Genomic DNA, 14,709 nt, shown 5'->3' on the forward strand with positions numbered 1-14,709 from the left:
ACATCGATGCATTCCCCAGTGACCCGGAACCGGTGAACGGGAAGGCCGCCGTGGTCGCCGTCGGAGCCATCGACGAGGCCGTTCCGGAGGCTTCCACCGGGATCGAGCCGGAGGAAGCCCCGGCCGCCACCCCCAAATGGCGGTCGTGGATCCGTCCGTGGATGCAGCCCTGGCTGCGCTCGCTGAAGGTGGCCTCGGGCGTGTGGCTCGCGGCCGGCATCGCCTACGTCTTCGTCACGTTCTACGCCTGGCGGTTCCTGCCCACCCGGATCCCGGGGATCAGCGACCTGCTGGGCACCTGGTACCAGTACGACACGATCTTCTACGTCCGCATCGCCGAGGACGGCTACAAGTTCTACGACTACGCGCCGGCGTTCTATCCGCTGTACCCGGGGATGATCAAGGCGCTCAATCCGATCTTCCCGGGCGGCGCCTTCCCGGCGGCGATGGCGATCAGCATCTTCTTCGCCCTCGTCACGCTGGTGATGCTGCATCGGCTGGTCGACGAGGAGTTCGGCGCCGAGGTCGCGAGCCGCACGACGCTCTACCTCGCCGCCTTCCCGATGGGCTTCTTCCTGTTCGCGGCCTACAACGAGTCGCTCTACATCGCGCTGGTGCTCATCGCCCTCTACGCCGCGCGCAAGGGCCACTTCTGGGTCGCCAACATCGCCGCCGCGCTCGCGGGCGGGACACGGCTGTTCGGCCTACTCCTGGCCGCGCCGATCGCCTGGGAGTACATGCGCCATCGCGGCTGGAGCGTGCGCAAGATCCGCTGGGACGCGCTCGGCTTCCTGCTGATCCCGACCGGCCTCATCGCGTTCTCGGCGTTCCTTTACCGGGTGACCGGCGACTGGCTGGCGTTCAGCCACGCGCAGAGCGGCTGGCACCGCAAGTACGGCTGGCCCGGCGAGCCGATCTGGAAGACGATCAAGCTGCTCAACGACAAGCCGTACCTGCAGGACTGGCGCCTGCTCGGGCTGTTCAACCTCGTCTCGGTGCTCGGCGCGATCGCGCTGCTGCTGTTCGCCCTGCGCCGCAAGAGCCGCTTCGGCTTCCGTCCGGACCAGAACTACCTGCTGGTGTACGCGGCCGTGCCGATCCTGCTGTTCATCTGCACCGAGGCCGGCTGGCCCAACTACCTGATCTCCGCCCCGCGCATCGCGATGGAATGGTTCCCGGCCTTCGTCATCCTGGCCATGCTCGGCCGGAGCCGCACCGTCGAGCGCATATACCTGTTCCTGGCGCTCATGGCCCAGGGCCTGTTCCTGGCGCAGATCCTGCTGAAGATCCAGTTCGTCGCCTGACCCTCAGGGAATCGTCGGAGGCTGCGGGCCGATCGCCTCGGTGGTCCAGGCCCGCGCCGCCGAGCCGTCCCCGAACTCGATCATCCCGAGGTACCGCTTGTCGGGCGCCAGCCCCTGCCAGTTCACGTCGAAGTGCAGGGTGTCGCCGGGCGCGACCGGCCGCGTCTTCGGCGTCACGGTCAGGTTGCCCGTCAGCGGGGCGCCGACCACGAACAGGTGCGCCTTGACCAGCTGCTCGTTCAGCCGCGGCGGCAGCGCGAACTGCACGACGTACACCTGGAACACCCCGGAACCCCCGGTCAGCGGCACCTCCTCGTCGGAGGTCGTGCCGTCGCTGCGGCCGACGAGCTCGCCGTTCTGGTAGACGTAGAGGTCGAGGTCGGTACCGGGCGCGACGTCGGCGTCGTAGGTCGCCAGCCGCGCGAGCTTCGTGGCCGGCGGCAGCGTGAACTCGAAGCTGAACACGGCCGGCGAGATGCCCGGGACGGTGGGCAGGAACGCGGCGGTGCTGCCCACGAGGTTCTGGGCGTGCTCGGTCGACGCCGCGAGGCCGTACGGGTGGGCGGTGACCGTGCCGCCGAACCCGGACAGCAGGTCGATGGCCGCGTGGCCGGCGGCGCCGGTGCCGGTGATCTCGCCCGGGCCGGTCAGCGCGACCGGGCGCACCGCGATGGGGCTGCGCACCGCGTGCCCGCGCAGGTCCGTCCAGGTCAGGGCCCCGAACGCGTACTCGCGGTAGGCCGCGTCGGTCCGCTGGACGGTGACCGTGAACTTCGCGGTGCCGCCCGCGGGCAGGGTCATGGTCGACGGGGTCACCGCGACCGTGGTGCCGGGCGGGGGCGTCACCTCGGCGATGTCGACCCCGGGCGCGGTGAGGCCGAGTAGTTGATGACGTCGGCGCCGTCGGCGACCGCGTCGTCGATGGCGGCCAGCAGGTCGACCGTCCCGCCCGCGCCCTCGCCGTCGGCCTGGCGCCAGAGCGCCTTGTAGACCGCGACGCGAGCGGCCGGGGCCGTGCCCGAGACGTTGCCGACGGGCTTGCCGTTGATGGTGGCCGGCACGCCGTGGTCCCCGGCGGCCGTGGTGGCGGTGTGGGTACCGTGGCCGTCGTAGTCCCGGGGCGAGCGGAACTCCCCGGTCCAGTCGCCGAAGCCGCTGTTGTCGTAGTAGCGCGCCCCGATCACCTTGTTGTTGCAGGTGACCTGCTGCTGCGTGGTCCCGGTGCCCGCGACGCACGCGCCCTTCCACTTGCCGCCGACGACCGCCTGGTCGGGGCGGGGCTCGGGCAGCGCGGCGAGACTGGGGTTCTCGGGCCAGAACCCGGTGTCGATGTCGGCGATGATCATGCCCTCGCCCGCGTGCTCCGGGTCGCCGAACTCCCGCGCCCACACGCCGGCCGGCCCGTCCAGGCCCAGGAACGCCGGCGTGCTGATCGTCTCCACGGTGCGCCGCTCGTTCTTCCAGATCCGCCGCACGCCGGGGTCGCGCCGGACCCGCTCGCGCTGCTGGGGCGTCAGGGCGGCGGCGAAGCCGTTGAAGACGGTCTCGTAGTCCACCACGGGGCTGCCGATCCCGGCCCGCCGCAGGACCGACTCCGGTTCGCGCGCACGGCGGCGCGAGCGCTCTCGGTGCGCAGCGCCGGGTCCCCGGCCAGCTGCACGATGTAGAGCGTCGTGTCGGATTTTGCCGAAGCCGGCGACGGTACGGCGAACGCGGTGGTCAGCACCAGGGTGATGACGAGAAGGATTCGGCCCACGACGCCAGACTAATTGTCTGGATTTGCCCTAACTCAGGAAACCGAGATGATCCTTGAGCAGCGCGTACCCGACGAACGACACGATGTCGAGGATCGAGTGGGCCACGATCAGCGGCATGACCCGCTGCGTCCGGCGGAAGAAGTACCCGAACACGAGCCCCATCACGAGGTTGCCGACGAACCCGCCGAAGCCCTGGTAGAGGTGGTACGAGCCGCGGATCACGGCGCTGGTGAGGATCGCCGTCCACCAGCCCAGCCGCAGGTCGCGCAGGCGCGTCAGGAGGTACGCGATCATCACGATCTCCTCGAGCACCCCGTTCTCGACGGCCGAGAGGATCAGGACCGGCACCGACCACCAGTGGGTCCCGAGGGCCTCGGGCACGATCTGGGCGCTGATGCCGAGCGCCCGGGCGGCCCAGACCAGCCCCAGCCCGGGCAGCCCGATCAGCGCGGCCAGCCCGGCCCCGGTCAACAGGTCGAAGCCGGGCCGCTTGACGTCCAGGCCGACCTCGAGCGGGTCATGGGCCCGGCGCAGCAGGTGTACCGCGAGAAAGGCGGGCACGACGCCGAGCAGGATCCCGGCGAGCTGGTAGAGCAGGTCGAGCCACGGCCGATCGGCCACGACGGTCGGGTTCAGCGTCGCGGTCTGCTCGGACAGCGGCTTGACGTACGTCAGCCGGTTGATGATGTTGAGAATCGCGTAGATGGCCGAGCTGCCCAGCGAGACGCCGAGCACCAGGAGGATCTCGGCCCGGATCCCCCGCTTTTCGATCACGGCGCCACTGTACTGAAGAACTCTCGAAGCCCCGTCCGAGCACGGGCTGGCGTTCACCGCACCTTGACCGCCCGCCGCGCTCAGACGTCACCGAAGGCGTCGTACTTGATCTACTCACCCGCGTTCAGACGTCGCCAAATGCGTCGTACTTGATCCACTCACCCGCGTTCAGACGTCGCCGAATGCGTCGTACTTGATCCGGATTGACGGAACCTGCATCTCGGCCAGGGTTCGCAGGGTCGACCGCACCATCGTGGGCGAGCCGGAGACGAAGAAGTCGTGGTTCCGCCACGGGCCGTAGCGGGCGACGATGTCCGATACGTTCCCGTGCTCGCCCGGGAAGTCCGGGTCGTCGCTGGTCGCCGACACCACCGACAGCCACGGGTAGCGGGCCGCCAGCCGGTTGAGGCAGGCCAGGTCGTAGAGGTCGTCGCGGTCCTTGGCGCCGAAGAACACGTGCACCCAGCGGGTCCGGTTGGCGCGGGTCATCTCCTCGATGAGCGCCTTGATCGGCGCCAGCCCGGTGCCGCCGGCGACGCAGACGATGTCCCGGGTCGAGCGTCGGTCCAGCGTCATCTGGCCCATCGGGGCGCCCAGGCGGACCATGTCGCCGGGCCGCACCCGCCGGACCAGCGCCGAGGAGACCCAGCCGGCCCCCACCGCGCGGACGTGCAGGTCGAGCGAGCCGTCCTTGCGGGGCGCGTTCGCGATCGAGTACACCCGCCACAGCCGCGGCTGGTACTTCGTCTCGACGCTGACGTACTGCCCGGCCCGGTACTCCAGCGGCTGCATCGGCCGGCAGGTCAGCACGGCGATGTCCCGGCTGCGGCGCTCGTGGTAGAGCACCTCGGCGTGCCAGTAGGGCGGATTGGTCGAGTCGGCCTCGGCCCCCGCGATCATGACCTCCGCGATCCTCGCGTAGGCGTCGCGCCAGGCCTGGTCGAACTCGATCGTCCACTGGTCGCCGCCGTACGTGCGCAGGGCCTCGAACAGCGCGTCCCCGACGACCTCGTAGTGCTCTGGTTGCACGTGAAACTTGCGGTGGTCCCGTCCGAGCGACTGAAGGTACTCGTCGAAGTTCTCCGGGTTGTCGACCGTCTGCACGGCGGTGACGATCGCGCCCAGCAGCCGGGAGCGCTGGACATCCATCTGGACCGGAAACAGGTCCCGCAGCTGCGGGTTGTTGAGGAACGTGCGCGCGTAGAAGTAGCTGGCGAGCTTGTCCTGCTGCTCCTCGACGAGTGTCCAGCTCTCCTTCAGTAATCGCGACAGATTGCTCATCGGTGCCCTTCGCGGTCAAACGTCGGTGCCCTGGTGTGAATCAGGGTCACTACCTGCGAAGACCACGCATCGCACTGAGTGTGCGACGACGGGTGTGCGGCGCCCATATTCCCCGCGACGCGCCGGTCCTTGGCACTGGACAGGCTCGGCCACATCAGCCGAACGGCGGTGTCGCACCGACTGTCCGGCTGGTTGCGCCGGCCGGTGCAACGGTGAGTCGGAGGCGCACGCAATCCCGGAGGTGTCCGTTGCCCACCCTGTCCGACCGCGAGGTCCTGACCGAACTCGACGAACGCATGCAGAGCTTCGTCCGCCGCCAGGAGATGTTGTTCGTCGCCACCGGCGAGCCGGACGACGGGCACGACTGCACGTTCGTCACCGGCGGCCCCGGCTTCGTTCGCGTACTGGGCGCGAATCGCCTCGCGTGGCCCGAGTTCGACGACCTGTGCCTTTCCACCCCGGTCTCCGACATTCAGCACGATCCGCGCATCGGCCTGTTGTTCGTCGACTTCGCCCGCGGCGCGATCGGGCTACACGTCAGCGGCCAGGCGAAGGTCCTGGACGACGACGCCATGCGCCGGGCCTACCGCCGGCTGAACCTCGACCCCTCGCTCGACCTGGTCGCCGATCGTCGTCCGGCCCGCTGGATCACCGTTTACGTAGAGGAAGCGTTCCTCTCGGCGGCCGGCGAACTCGACTGAGCTTTCCCCGCTCTAAACGTTACCTAAGCCCTTAAGAATCGTACGCATTCATTCACGTTCAACGAGGCCTATAGGGGTTCACACCCGGCTCACCGCCACTCACACTGGGTGGATGGCGCTGAGCCGGGCCGTCGCATTTCCGCACCTGCACCCGTACGATTCTTCACTCCGCGGTCCCGCCAGCCCGCGGCATTTCGCGCACTTGGCTCGCGTCCATTCACGTGGCGATTGCACCAACCGCCCCTTGAAGGAGCAGCGATGACCAGCGACGTGGCAGACGACCGCAAGACCGCGCCGGCCCCCGCGCCCCGCCGGCTCAACCGGACCCGCCGGCCGAGCGAGGTGATGGCGGCGCTCGGCATCGTGCAGCTGGGCGACCCCATGCTGACCGCGGGGACCCGCCCGTTCAACCTGCCCTCGGAGCGCGACGAGGCGCTGCGCATCCTCGACCGCCTGACCGCCGTGGCCGACGCGGTGATGCGGGTGCACGACTTCAGCACCGGCGCGATGGGCCTGGCCGCGCCCCAGATCGGCGAGCCGCGCTCGATCGCGATCTTCCGCGCCCACGGCGCGCCCCAGCTGGCCCTGATCAACCCGCAGGTGATCGAGGTCGGCCCGGCCGCCCGCACCGAGTGGGAGGAGACGACCGAGGGCTGCCTGAGCTTCTTCGACTTCCGCTGCTCGCTGCGCCGCCCGCGCACCGCCGTGGTCAGCTACCGCACGCCGGCGGGCGACGAGCAGATCGCCACCTTCGACCAGGGCCGCCTGGCCCGCGACGTCCTGCACGAGGTCGACCACCTCAGCGGCATCCTGTGCGTGGACCACGTGGACCCGGGCGCCCCGGCCGTCTCGATGGCCTGACAACGGCCGTACTGCACGGCGGCGCCGCCCTTGTTCACACGGCTTGCACGGCCATTCACACAGCTTGCACGGCCATTCACACGGCTTGCACGGCCATTCACACGGCTTGCACGGCCATTCACACGGCTTGCACGGCCATTCACACGGCTTGCACGGCCATTCACACGGCTTGCACGGCCATTCACACGGCTTGCACGGCCATTCACACGGCTTGCACGGCCATTCACACGGCTTGCACGGCGATCGCCGGGTGGGGCACCACGCTCAGCAGCGACGGGCCGGTCAGCGCCGCCCGGTCGCCGAGGGCGGCGCGCAGCTCGGCGACGCCGACGTGCCGCAGCGACGGCGCCCACGTGTGGGCGAGATCGGAGCGCATCATCGGGGCGACGTTGAGCACGGCGCAGCCGGCCACGTGGGCACTGGCCACGCCGACGGCCGAGTCCTCCACGGCGACGCAGTCCGCGGCGGCGACGCCGAGGGCGTCCATCGCGGCGAGGTACGGCGCCGGGTCGGGCTTGGGCCGGTGCCCGTCGTCGCCGCACACGACCGTGTCGAACGCGCCCGGGCCGGCCTCGCGCAGCACGTACCGGACGAGCTCGCGATAGGTCGAGGTGACAAGCGCCACCCGCAGGCCCGCGGCGCGTGCCGTGGCCAGCAGCGCCCGGGCGCCGGGCAGCCAGTGCACGCCGCGCGCGTACGCCTCGTGCACCCGGCGCTGCACGAACGCCACGTCGCCGGGCACGTCGAGGCCGCGCCAGCCGTAGTACCGGTGGATACGGTGCATCGCCACCGTCGCGTCGAGCCCGCTCAGGCTGCGCAGCAGCTCATCGGTGGCCTCGGCGCGGCGGGAGCGCACCAGGGCCGTGTTGGCCGCGGCCCAGATGGGCTCGCTGTCGATGAGCGTGCCGTCGAGGTCGAATAAGACCGCTTCCGCCACGCGCGTCATCGTAGCGACGGCTCCGGCGCGGTCTCACGCGGTGTACACCTTTTTCACGCCCACGGTGTACGGAAGGTAGTCGCACCCTGCGCGCACGGTGTCACCCGGAACGCGCGCTCCCGCGGCGTCAGGCCGAGAGCCGGTGGGCCGACGGGGGCACGAACGGCGGGTCCGGCCAGTCGTCGGTGTCCTCCACGGCGCCCTCGGGCCGGCTGCCCCGGAAGCGCCACTCGAGCCGGTAGTAGTCGTGCAGCGTGGCCGCCTCCGTGTGCCAGGAGAAGACCGCGCGCCCGTCCTCGGAGAGCTCCTGCGTGATCGGCGTGCGCAGCGGCACCTCCTCGGCCGACAGCGACGTCTGCACGCCCCAGACCACCGGGCGCATGCGCGCCGGGAACTCGACCTCGACCGTGAGGTGGCGGGTGGGCAGGCGGATGGCCCGCTCGAACCAGTTGCCCCACTTGTCGATGCTGATGTGCCACGAGTACGCGATCGTCGTGCGCTGCCCGGGGTACAACGGGAAACGCCCTTGCGCGTTCTCGAAGAGCAGCCACAGCTCCTTGAGGGTGTCGCGGTCGGTCTTGGCCCGCCACTCCATGGGCTCGCCGGCGCACGAGGCGACAAGCGAGAGCTCCTCGAGGGAGAGCGGGTGGTCGTGGTGGTGGCGGTTGGAGCGGGCGGGGTCCTCCGGGTAGCGGTCGACCGCGATCCGGACGAGGTACCGGGTGATCGGCTCCGTGCCGGCGTTGTACAGCGCGCGGCGGACCGTGCAGCGGTACTTCCCGTCGACGTACGACAGCCGTGCCGTCTCACGCTCGACCACGAGCCCCGTGCCCGGTGGCAGCCACTGGTCCGGCACCGGCGGGTCGCGGCCGGGCACGCCCACGCGGCTGCGCGCGGTCGCCCGCAGCTCGTCGTACTCCTTGTACCGCTGCCAGACCGACCCGCCGCTCTGCAGGATCGCCTCGGCGCGCCGGGCGAAGTCCTCGGTCGGGCGGTGCCGGGCGGCCTCCACGTGGCTGACGTACGACGCGTCGAAGCCCATGGCCGCGGCCAGCTGCTTCTTCGACATGCCACGCTCGACGCGCCACCGCGCGAACTCTGCGACGAACGCCTCCGCCGCCCGCTGCACGGGAGATGGGTCGCTCGTAGTCATGTCCGGTCCAGCCCTACAGGGAGACGGCCCCTGTCCGGTTAGTGTCCACGAGTCCGGCTGTTGACCAGGTCCGCCGGACAGATTCCTGACAAAATGGTTGACAACACCGCCGGATCGGTCTTGATCAACCCGTTTCGGTCACCACGCGCCATCCTTCTCGTGACACAACGTTACGACATGCCGGCCGCCCTAAGCCGACAAGGTTAACCTGGTTAGCCTTACCTAATAGCTGTATCGTGGGCGCTTGGTAGGCACTTCTGGGGGTACGCAACGGTGGTGAGCAGCATCAGCACGCATGGTACGAGCGCCGCGCCGCGGTGCCCGCTCATCGTGCCCGCCACCGGAAACGGCGACCGAACGTGACCGCGCTCATCAGCCGCGAGGGTGTCGAGCCCCTCCGGCCGGTCGTCGCCACGCTGGCCGCGCTGCGGAATCGGCACGGTGAAGATTCACTCCAGGGGCTGGTGCCCGATCTCGTCGGCACCGGCGGCCCCGGGTGGCGCTCCGCGGCCGACCTCGACGTGAGCGAGCTGCTCGACACCGCCGCCCGGCGCTGGAGCGCGCAGCCGCACGCGGCCGCCGCGCTCGCGTGGAAGTGCTACTCGTACTGGTGCGCGCTGCCTGCGGTGCTCGGCTTCGCCGCCTCGCGCCGCGTCCCGCTGATGACGCCGGACCACGTGCTCGTGCGGTACCGCGAACCCCGGCCCTTTCTCACGCTCGCCCTGCGCTCCCCGGTGACGGCGGTGCTGGCCACCGACCCGATCGTGGCCACCGACGCGCCCGGGCTGCTCATCGTCGAGGACGAGGACGAGCTGCTCGGGGTGCTGCGCCGCTCGCTGGTCGACGCGCACCTCGACCCGCTGCTGGAGGAGTTCCGCAAGCGGGCCCGCCTCGGGAGGCGGACGCTTTGGGGCTCGGTCGCCTCGGGCGTGGCCTACGGCCTGTCCCGCGCCGCCGACTCCCTGCCGGGCCCGACGATGGACATCGCGGCCCGGCTGCTGACCGCCTTGGACGCCGACGACCTGGTGGAGCTCACCCCGCGCGAGGGCGGCGGGCTGAACATCCAGCGCCGCACGTGCTGCCTGGCCTTCACGCTGCCCACGCCCAAGGTCTGCACGACCTGTTGCATCAGATAAGCGGGGTTTCGCGGACGGCACCCCCTGGGTAGACCACGTAGGTTGAAACCCATCAGCGAGTCGATCTCCGCCACCCATGCCGGGCGCATCCGCCCGGGCGACCACCTGTGCTTACCGTTCGCCAGCGACGCCGAGCAGCGGGAGGTCGTCTCCGCGTTCATCGCGGACGGGCTGCGGCGGGGTGAGCGCGTGCTGTACTTCTCCGACCGCACGAACTCCGGCGCGCTGGACGCCTGGCTCGGCCCTCGCGGTGTCGACGGCGCACTCGCGATCGCCCGGGGCCAGCTCGAGGTCCGCGCGGCCGACGGGAGCGACGCCGGCTTCGACCCGGCCGAGGTGCTCTCCGGCATCCGGCTCGCGGTGCGCGAGGCGCGCGCGGCCGGCTTCCAGGGCCTGCGGCTCACCGGCGAGATGAGCTGGACGCGGCGCGGGGTGCCGGGAACCACCAAGCTGCACGAGTACGAGGCGGGGGTCTCCTCGACCGTCGTGGACTCCGCGGATCTGGCCGCGGTGTGCCAGTACGACGAACGGCTCTTCGAGCGGGCCGACCTCGCCGGCCTCGTGTCCGTGCACCACGGTGTGGTCTGCATCGACCCGCTGCACGACGACCGCCGGCTGCGGATCGTGCCGACCTACTCCCCGCGCGGGCTGCGCGTCGCCGGCGTCGTCGACGACTCCACCGCCGCCCCGCTCGCCGACGCGCTGGCGCAGGCGGCGGACTGGCCCACCGGGGAGCCGCTGCTCGTCCTCGACCTCGCCGAGCTCACCTTCATCGACGTGGCCGGCATCCGCGCGCTGGTGCGCTTCGCCGAGTCGGTCGCGCCCGAGCGCCGGGTGCAGGTGCGCCACATGCCCGCCTCGATGCGCAAGGTTCTGCACATCGCGCGCTGGTCGCTGCCGGAAGTGGACGAGTCGCCGTGAGCCTCATCCACCAGGCCCTCGTGTTCGACTCGGCCACGGCCTTCCTCGCGGCGGCCGTGCCGTTCGTGACCGAGGGCGTGCACCGCGGCGACTCGGTGCTGGCCGTCACCTCCGACGAGAACGAGACGCTGCTGCGCGAGGAGCTCGGCGCCGACGCCGGCCGGGTGACCTTCCTGCCCGCCTCGGGCTGGTTCGACTCTCCCGGCCGCACGCTCGACGCCCACCACCGGCGCATCGACGCGCTGCCGAACCCGACCGGGCTCCTGCGGGTGCTCGGCGAGCCGGTCTGGGCCGGGCGGGACTCGCTGGAGACGTCGGAGTGGGGGCGGTACGAGTCGGTCATGAACGTCGCCCTGGCCGACGCGCGGGCTTGGCTGATGTGCGGGTACGACACCCGGTCCCTGCCGGCCGCGATCGTCGACGACGCCCGGCGTACCCATCCCGCGCTCGCGGTCGGGCCGCAGAGCGAGGTCAGCTCCGCCTACGCCGACCCGGCCTCCTACTACGCGGAACAGAACCAGTCCCTGATGGAGCGCCCGGCCCACGACGTCGAACTGCTGCCGGAATTCACCGACATGGCGGCGGTACGGCAGTTCGTCGCCGATCACGCGGTGAGCCTCGGCGTGCCGGCCGAACGCCTCGACGACTTCACCCTCGCCGTGAACGAGGTCGCCACGAACGCCATCCGCCACGGCGCCGGCCGGGGCGAGGTGCGGCTGTGGGCGACCGAGCGCCGGGTCATCTGCGAGGTCGTCGACCAGGGTTCCGCCACTGACAACTTCCTCGGTTTCCTGCGCGCCGATCCCCAGGCCGGCCAGGGCCACGGGCTGTGGATCGCGCGCCAGATCTGCGACCTGCTCGAGATGCGCACCAACGGGCCGGGCACCACGGTCCGGCTGCACATGCGGCGCGAGTAGACGGGTGGCGGCACCTATCTCGGTAATGCATTTACCTTGGCCCCGGCCCGGGCGCGGACACCATCAGCGGAGTTGGCCGGTTCGGGCGGGCGTACGACGGACCCCGTGGGATGGACACGCATCCCTACTCAGCCCGGCGTGATTGAGTTACTCACCTACTACCGGGGGAATCCGGACGGTCGCCGTGTCCGGACTGTTTGTGGTCTAACGATTCTGTTGCCGTCCCCGCACACTCTGTGTCGTGAGTATTCAAGAAAGCGGCATCGGACACGTCACCCGGCACCGGGCCGCCGGCCCGGCGACCCGGATGCTGCGCAAGGTGCGCTGGCTCCGGGTGACGCACCCGCGGCGCCCGGCGCCGTCGAGCCTCGAGCTCGCCGCCGCCTGCCGCGCCGCCACACCCAACACCAAATAGCCACGGGGATACGCACATGATGCGACGCCACACGAAGGTTCTGCGCCGTTCGGACGAGGACGAGTACGTTCCGCGGCACGCCGTGGATCTGCGCAACACGCGCAACGACCTCGACCTGCGCGACCACGACGACGCCGAGCCGGACACCTCCGGGGACACCGACTCCGGCGAGGATGCCTGAACGACGACGGAGGGGCGGCACCCGGCCGCCCCTCCGTCTACATGTACAGGTCTTACCGCTTCTACCGGGCCTAGTCGTCCAGCCAGTCCAGCGAGCGCCGGTTGCCGCCGCGCCCCTGGGAGCGGGCGTCGTCGTAGTCGCCGCCGCCGCCGTTCGGGCCGTAGCCGCCGCGCTGGTCGTACTCGCCACCGCCCGGACCACCGGGACCGCCGCCCGGGCCGTAGCCGTTACCGGCCCGCGGGGGCTCGGGGACGCGCTCGTAGCCGTCGCGCTCGTAGCCCGCGGCCGGCTCGTACCCGCCGCGGTCGGCGGCTCCGCCGCCGGGACCGTAGCCACCGCGGCCCGCGTACGGCTGGTCGTAGTCGCCGCCACCACCGTTGCCGGGGCCGGGGCCGGGGCCGTAGCCACCGCGATCGCCACCGGGGGCGTACCCGCCACCGGCCGAGGGGCCGTCGTACTGGCCGCCGCCGCCCTGGCCGTAGCCGCCGCGGTCGTCGTAACCCTGGCCGTAGCCGCCGCGATCGGCGCCGCCGCCGGCCGGGCTGTACCCGCCGCCGGCTGAGGGACCGTCGTACTGGCCACCGGCCGGGGGTCCGTCGTACTGGCCGCCGCCGGCGCTGTAGCCACCGCGGTCGTCGTAACCCTGGCCGTAGCCGCCGCGATCGGCGCCGCCGCCGGCCGGGCTGTACCCGCCGCCCGCCGACGGACCGTCGTAGCCGCCGCCGGCCGGCGGACCGTCGTAACCGCCGCGGTCGCCGCCGGCCGGGGGGCCGTCGTAGCCGCCGCGGTCACCGCCGCCGAAGCCGCCGAGGGTCGTGGGCGGGCCTTCGTAGCCGCCGAGGGTCGTGGGCGGGCCTTCGTAGCCGCCGCGGCCTTGCTGACCGCCGCCACCGTAGCCGCCGCCGGCCGAGGGGCCGTCGTAGCCGTTGGCGCCGTAGGCACCCTGGCCGCCCTGGCCGCCGCCGTAGTTGTTGCCGCCGGTCGCCGGGTTGTGGTTGTAGCCGTTGTTGCCGTTGCCGCCGCCACCGTAGCCGTTGCCGCCGGTGCCGGGCTCGTAGCGCTGGGTCGCGTCCGGGTAGCCGCCGCCGGCCTGGCCGCCGCCGTTGTAGTCCGGCGCGTAGGGGTCGACCGCCGGGCCGGGGGCCGGGCGACCCTGCGGGCCGTAGCCGTTGGCGCCGCCGCCGTTGTACCCGCCGCTGGCGAAGCCCGCGCGGTCGTCGTAGCCGCCGGCCGACGGGTAGCCGCCGGGGCCGGGCGGGGGCGCGCCGTACGGGTCCGGCGGGACGTCGTCGAAGACCCCGCGGCCGGGCCGCACGATCGCGGTCGCGTCGTTGTTGCCGCCGCGGTTGACCATCGTCGGGGCCGGGCCCATCGCGCCGACCATTGTCGGGTCGGGGCCCGCGCCGCCGCCGGCGTAACCGGGGCGCACGCCGCCGGGCCCGCCGCGGCGCGGCGCCGGCTCGTCCTCGTTCTCGTCGTCGTCATCGCCGCGGCGGCGCAGGAGCAGCACGATCGCCACGATGCCGAAGCCGACAAGCAGTACCCCGAGCGCGATCAGGATCCAGGAGACCCCGCCGCCGCTGTCGTTGGAGGCGTTGTTGGTCGCCGTGTTCTGCGGCACGACGCCGCCGGCCGACTGGCCCTCGACGATGGCCCCGTCGTTCGCGCTGGGCAGCGGCGCCGCCGAGGCGGTGTCGGCCAGCACGACGAGCCCGACCTTGACGCCGGTCGTCGCCTTGCCGGCCGTGCCGGTGACCTGCTTGGCGTTGGAGTTCTCGTAGCCGGTCGCGCCGGCCGTGATCGTCATCGTCCCCGGCGCGATGGGGTTGGCCTCGCTGCCGGTGAACTTGAAGGAGCCGCTGGAGCCCGACGACTGCTGGCGCTCCTTGCCGCTGCCGTCCGCGAGCACCACGGTGGCGCCGCTGACGCCCTTGCCGGTCTGCGAGTCGGTGATCGTCCCGGAGACCTCGGTGACCGTGGTCGGCGCCGCCTGGGTCGTCGGCGCGGCGGCCTGAGCCTTGAGGCTGGCGTTGAACGGCTTGGTGTCGGAGCCGCCGTCGGTGATGATCACCTGGCCGGGCGTGCCGGTCTTGGTCTGGCCGGCGGGGATCGAGCTCTGCGCCGGCGGGGCGATGCCGACCGGCAGGTTCTTGGTGGAGTTCGGCGCGAGCGGCCCGTCGATCGTGCAGTCGAGGTGCGTGCCGCTGCCACTGCAGCCGCCGGGCTTGCTGGAGATGCTCAGACCGAGGTCGCTGGGGATGTCGATGGTGAGCTTGACCGCCGTCAGCTGGGGCGAGTCACCGGTGTTCTTCACCTGGACATTGACGGTCTGCGGTCCACCGCCTACCGTCAGTGACGCGTCGAGATTACC

14 protein-coding genes and 1 pseudogene are annotated in these 14,709 nt (G+C 71.5%); 8 read left to right on the top strand and 7 right to left on the bottom strand.

Annotation, left to right across the window (positions count from 1 at the left end):
* Positions 1-50 precede the first annotated feature (50 nt).
* Positions 51-1,304 (top strand): mannosyltransferase family protein, encoded by a 1,254-nt coding sequence (locus tag ACPPVO_RS58580; RefSeq protein ID WP_426508509.1) that lies wholly within the window; start codon positions 51-53, stop codon positions 1,302-1,304.
* Between the two features lie 3 nt (positions 1,305-1,307).
* On the opposite strand, the gene ACPPVO_RS58585 is transcribed toward ACPPVO_RS58580, so the two are convergent.
* The 4 genes from ACPPVO_RS58585 to ACPPVO_RS58600 all read right to left on the bottom strand — a co-directional run bounded on the left by ACPPVO_RS58585 (position 1,308) and on the right by ACPPVO_RS58600 (position 5,116).
* Positions 1,308-2,150, bottom strand: coding sequence for a hypothetical protein (locus ACPPVO_RS58585; protein ID WP_426508511.1), 843 nt, complete (start codon positions 2,148-2,150; stop codon positions 1,308-1,310).
* Positions 2,147-2,863, bottom strand: a complete 717-nt coding sequence (locus ACPPVO_RS58590) for a S8 family serine peptidase (protein ID WP_426508513.1) — start codon at positions 2,861-2,863, stop codon at positions 2,147-2,149. The genes ACPPVO_RS58585 and ACPPVO_RS58590 overlap by 4 nt, the downstream gene beginning before the upstream one ends.
* A gap of 225 nt (positions 2,864-3,088) precedes the next feature.
* Entirely contained in the window at positions 3,089-3,835 is a 747-nt protein-coding gene (locus ACPPVO_RS58595; protein ID WP_426508514.1) for a CPBP family intramembrane glutamic endopeptidase, read from the bottom strand.
* Positions 3,836-4,003: 168 nt separating this feature from the next.
* A complete protein-coding gene (locus tag ACPPVO_RS58600; RefSeq protein WP_426508516.1) occupies positions 4,004-5,116 on the bottom strand; it encodes a globin domain-containing protein in 1,113 nt (370 codons plus the stop codon).
* A gap of 80 nt (positions 5,117-5,196) precedes the next feature.
* Between ACPPVO_RS58600 and ACPPVO_RS58605 the strand changes: the two genes are divergently transcribed.
* The gene (locus tag ACPPVO_RS58605) at positions 5,197-5,817 is read left to right on the top strand and encodes a pyridoxamine 5'-phosphate oxidase family protein (protein ID WP_426508518.1); all 621 of its coding nucleotides are present in this window, start codon (positions 5,197-5,199) and stop codon (positions 5,815-5,817) included.
* A 258-nt stretch (positions 5,818-6,075) separates the two neighbouring features.
* Positions 6,076-6,678, top strand: coding sequence for a peptide deformylase (locus ACPPVO_RS58610; RefSeq protein WP_426508520.1), 603 nt, complete (start codon positions 6,076-6,078; stop codon positions 6,676-6,678).
* 223 nt (positions 6,679-6,901) lie between these two features.
* On the opposite strand, the gene ACPPVO_RS58615 is transcribed toward ACPPVO_RS58610, so the two are convergent.
* Positions 6,902-7,624, bottom strand: coding sequence for an HAD family hydrolase (locus ACPPVO_RS58615; protein WP_426508522.1), 723 nt, complete (start codon positions 7,622-7,624; stop codon positions 6,902-6,904).
* Positions 7,625-7,814: 190 nt separating this feature from the next.
* Positions 7,815-8,768, bottom strand: a pseudogene (locus tag ACPPVO_RS58620) (helix-turn-helix domain-containing protein); the annotation flags it as partial.
* A 359-nt stretch (positions 8,769-9,127) separates the two neighbouring features.
* On the opposite strand from ACPPVO_RS58620, the gene ACPPVO_RS58625 reads away from it, so the two are divergent.
* From ACPPVO_RS58625 to ACPPVO_RS58645, 5 genes are all read left to right on the top strand, one after another.
* A complete protein-coding gene (locus tag ACPPVO_RS58625; protein WP_426508524.1) occupies positions 9,128-9,904 on the top strand; it encodes a hypothetical protein in 777 nt (258 codons plus the stop codon).
* 42 nt (positions 9,905-9,946) lie between these two features.
* On the top strand, positions 9,947-10,825 hold the full coding sequence (locus ACPPVO_RS58630) for an MEDS domain-containing protein (RefSeq protein ID WP_426508526.1): 879 nt from the start codon (positions 9,947-9,949) through the stop codon (positions 10,823-10,825).
* Positions 10,822-11,742, top strand: a complete 921-nt coding sequence (locus tag ACPPVO_RS58635; protein WP_426508528.1) for an anti-sigma factor RsbA family regulatory protein — start codon at positions 10,822-10,824, stop codon at positions 11,740-11,742. Before ACPPVO_RS58630 ends, ACPPVO_RS58635 begins: the two co-directional genes overlap by 4 nt.
* A 241-nt stretch (positions 11,743-11,983) precedes the next feature.
* Entirely contained in the window at positions 11,984-12,157 is a 174-nt protein-coding gene (locus ACPPVO_RS58640; RefSeq protein WP_426508530.1) for a hypothetical protein, read from the top strand.
* Between the two features lie 16 nt (positions 12,158-12,173).
* Positions 12,174-12,338, top strand: a complete 165-nt coding sequence (locus ACPPVO_RS58645; protein ID WP_426508531.1) for a hypothetical protein — start codon at positions 12,174-12,176, stop codon at positions 12,336-12,338.
* Positions 12,339-12,408: 70 nt separating this feature from the next.
* On the opposite strand, the gene ACPPVO_RS58650 is transcribed toward ACPPVO_RS58645, so the two are convergent.
* The gene (locus ACPPVO_RS58650; protein WP_426508533.1) at positions 12,409-14,652 is read right to left on the bottom strand and encodes a carboxypeptidase-like regulatory domain-containing protein; all 2,244 of its coding nucleotides are present in this window, start codon (positions 14,650-14,652) and stop codon (positions 12,409-12,411) included.
* Between the last annotated feature and the right edge of the window lie 57 nt (positions 14,653-14,709).

Source organism: Dactylosporangium sp. McL0621, assembly GCF_049995355.1.
Lineage (GTDB): Bacteria > Actinomycetota > Actinomycetes > Mycobacteriales > Micromonosporaceae > Dactylosporangium.

Bases quoted from the DNA above. Each gene is read 5' to 3' on its own strand.
- ACPPVO_RS58600 (WP_426508516.1), bottom strand. From the start codon at position 5,116: ATGAGCAATCTGTCGCGATTACTGAAGGAGAGCTGGACACTCGTCGAG.
- ACPPVO_RS58610 (WP_426508520.1), top strand. From the start codon at position 6,076: ATGACCAGCGACGTGGCAGACGACCGCAAGACCGCGCCGGCCCCCGCG.
- ACPPVO_RS58615 (WP_426508522.1), bottom strand. From the start codon at position 7,624: ATGACGCGCGTGGCGGAAGCGGTCTTATTCGACCTCGACGGCACGCTC.
- ACPPVO_RS58645 (WP_426508531.1), top strand. From the start codon at position 12,174: ATGATGCGACGCCACACGAAGGTTCTGCGCCGTTCGGACGAGGACGAG.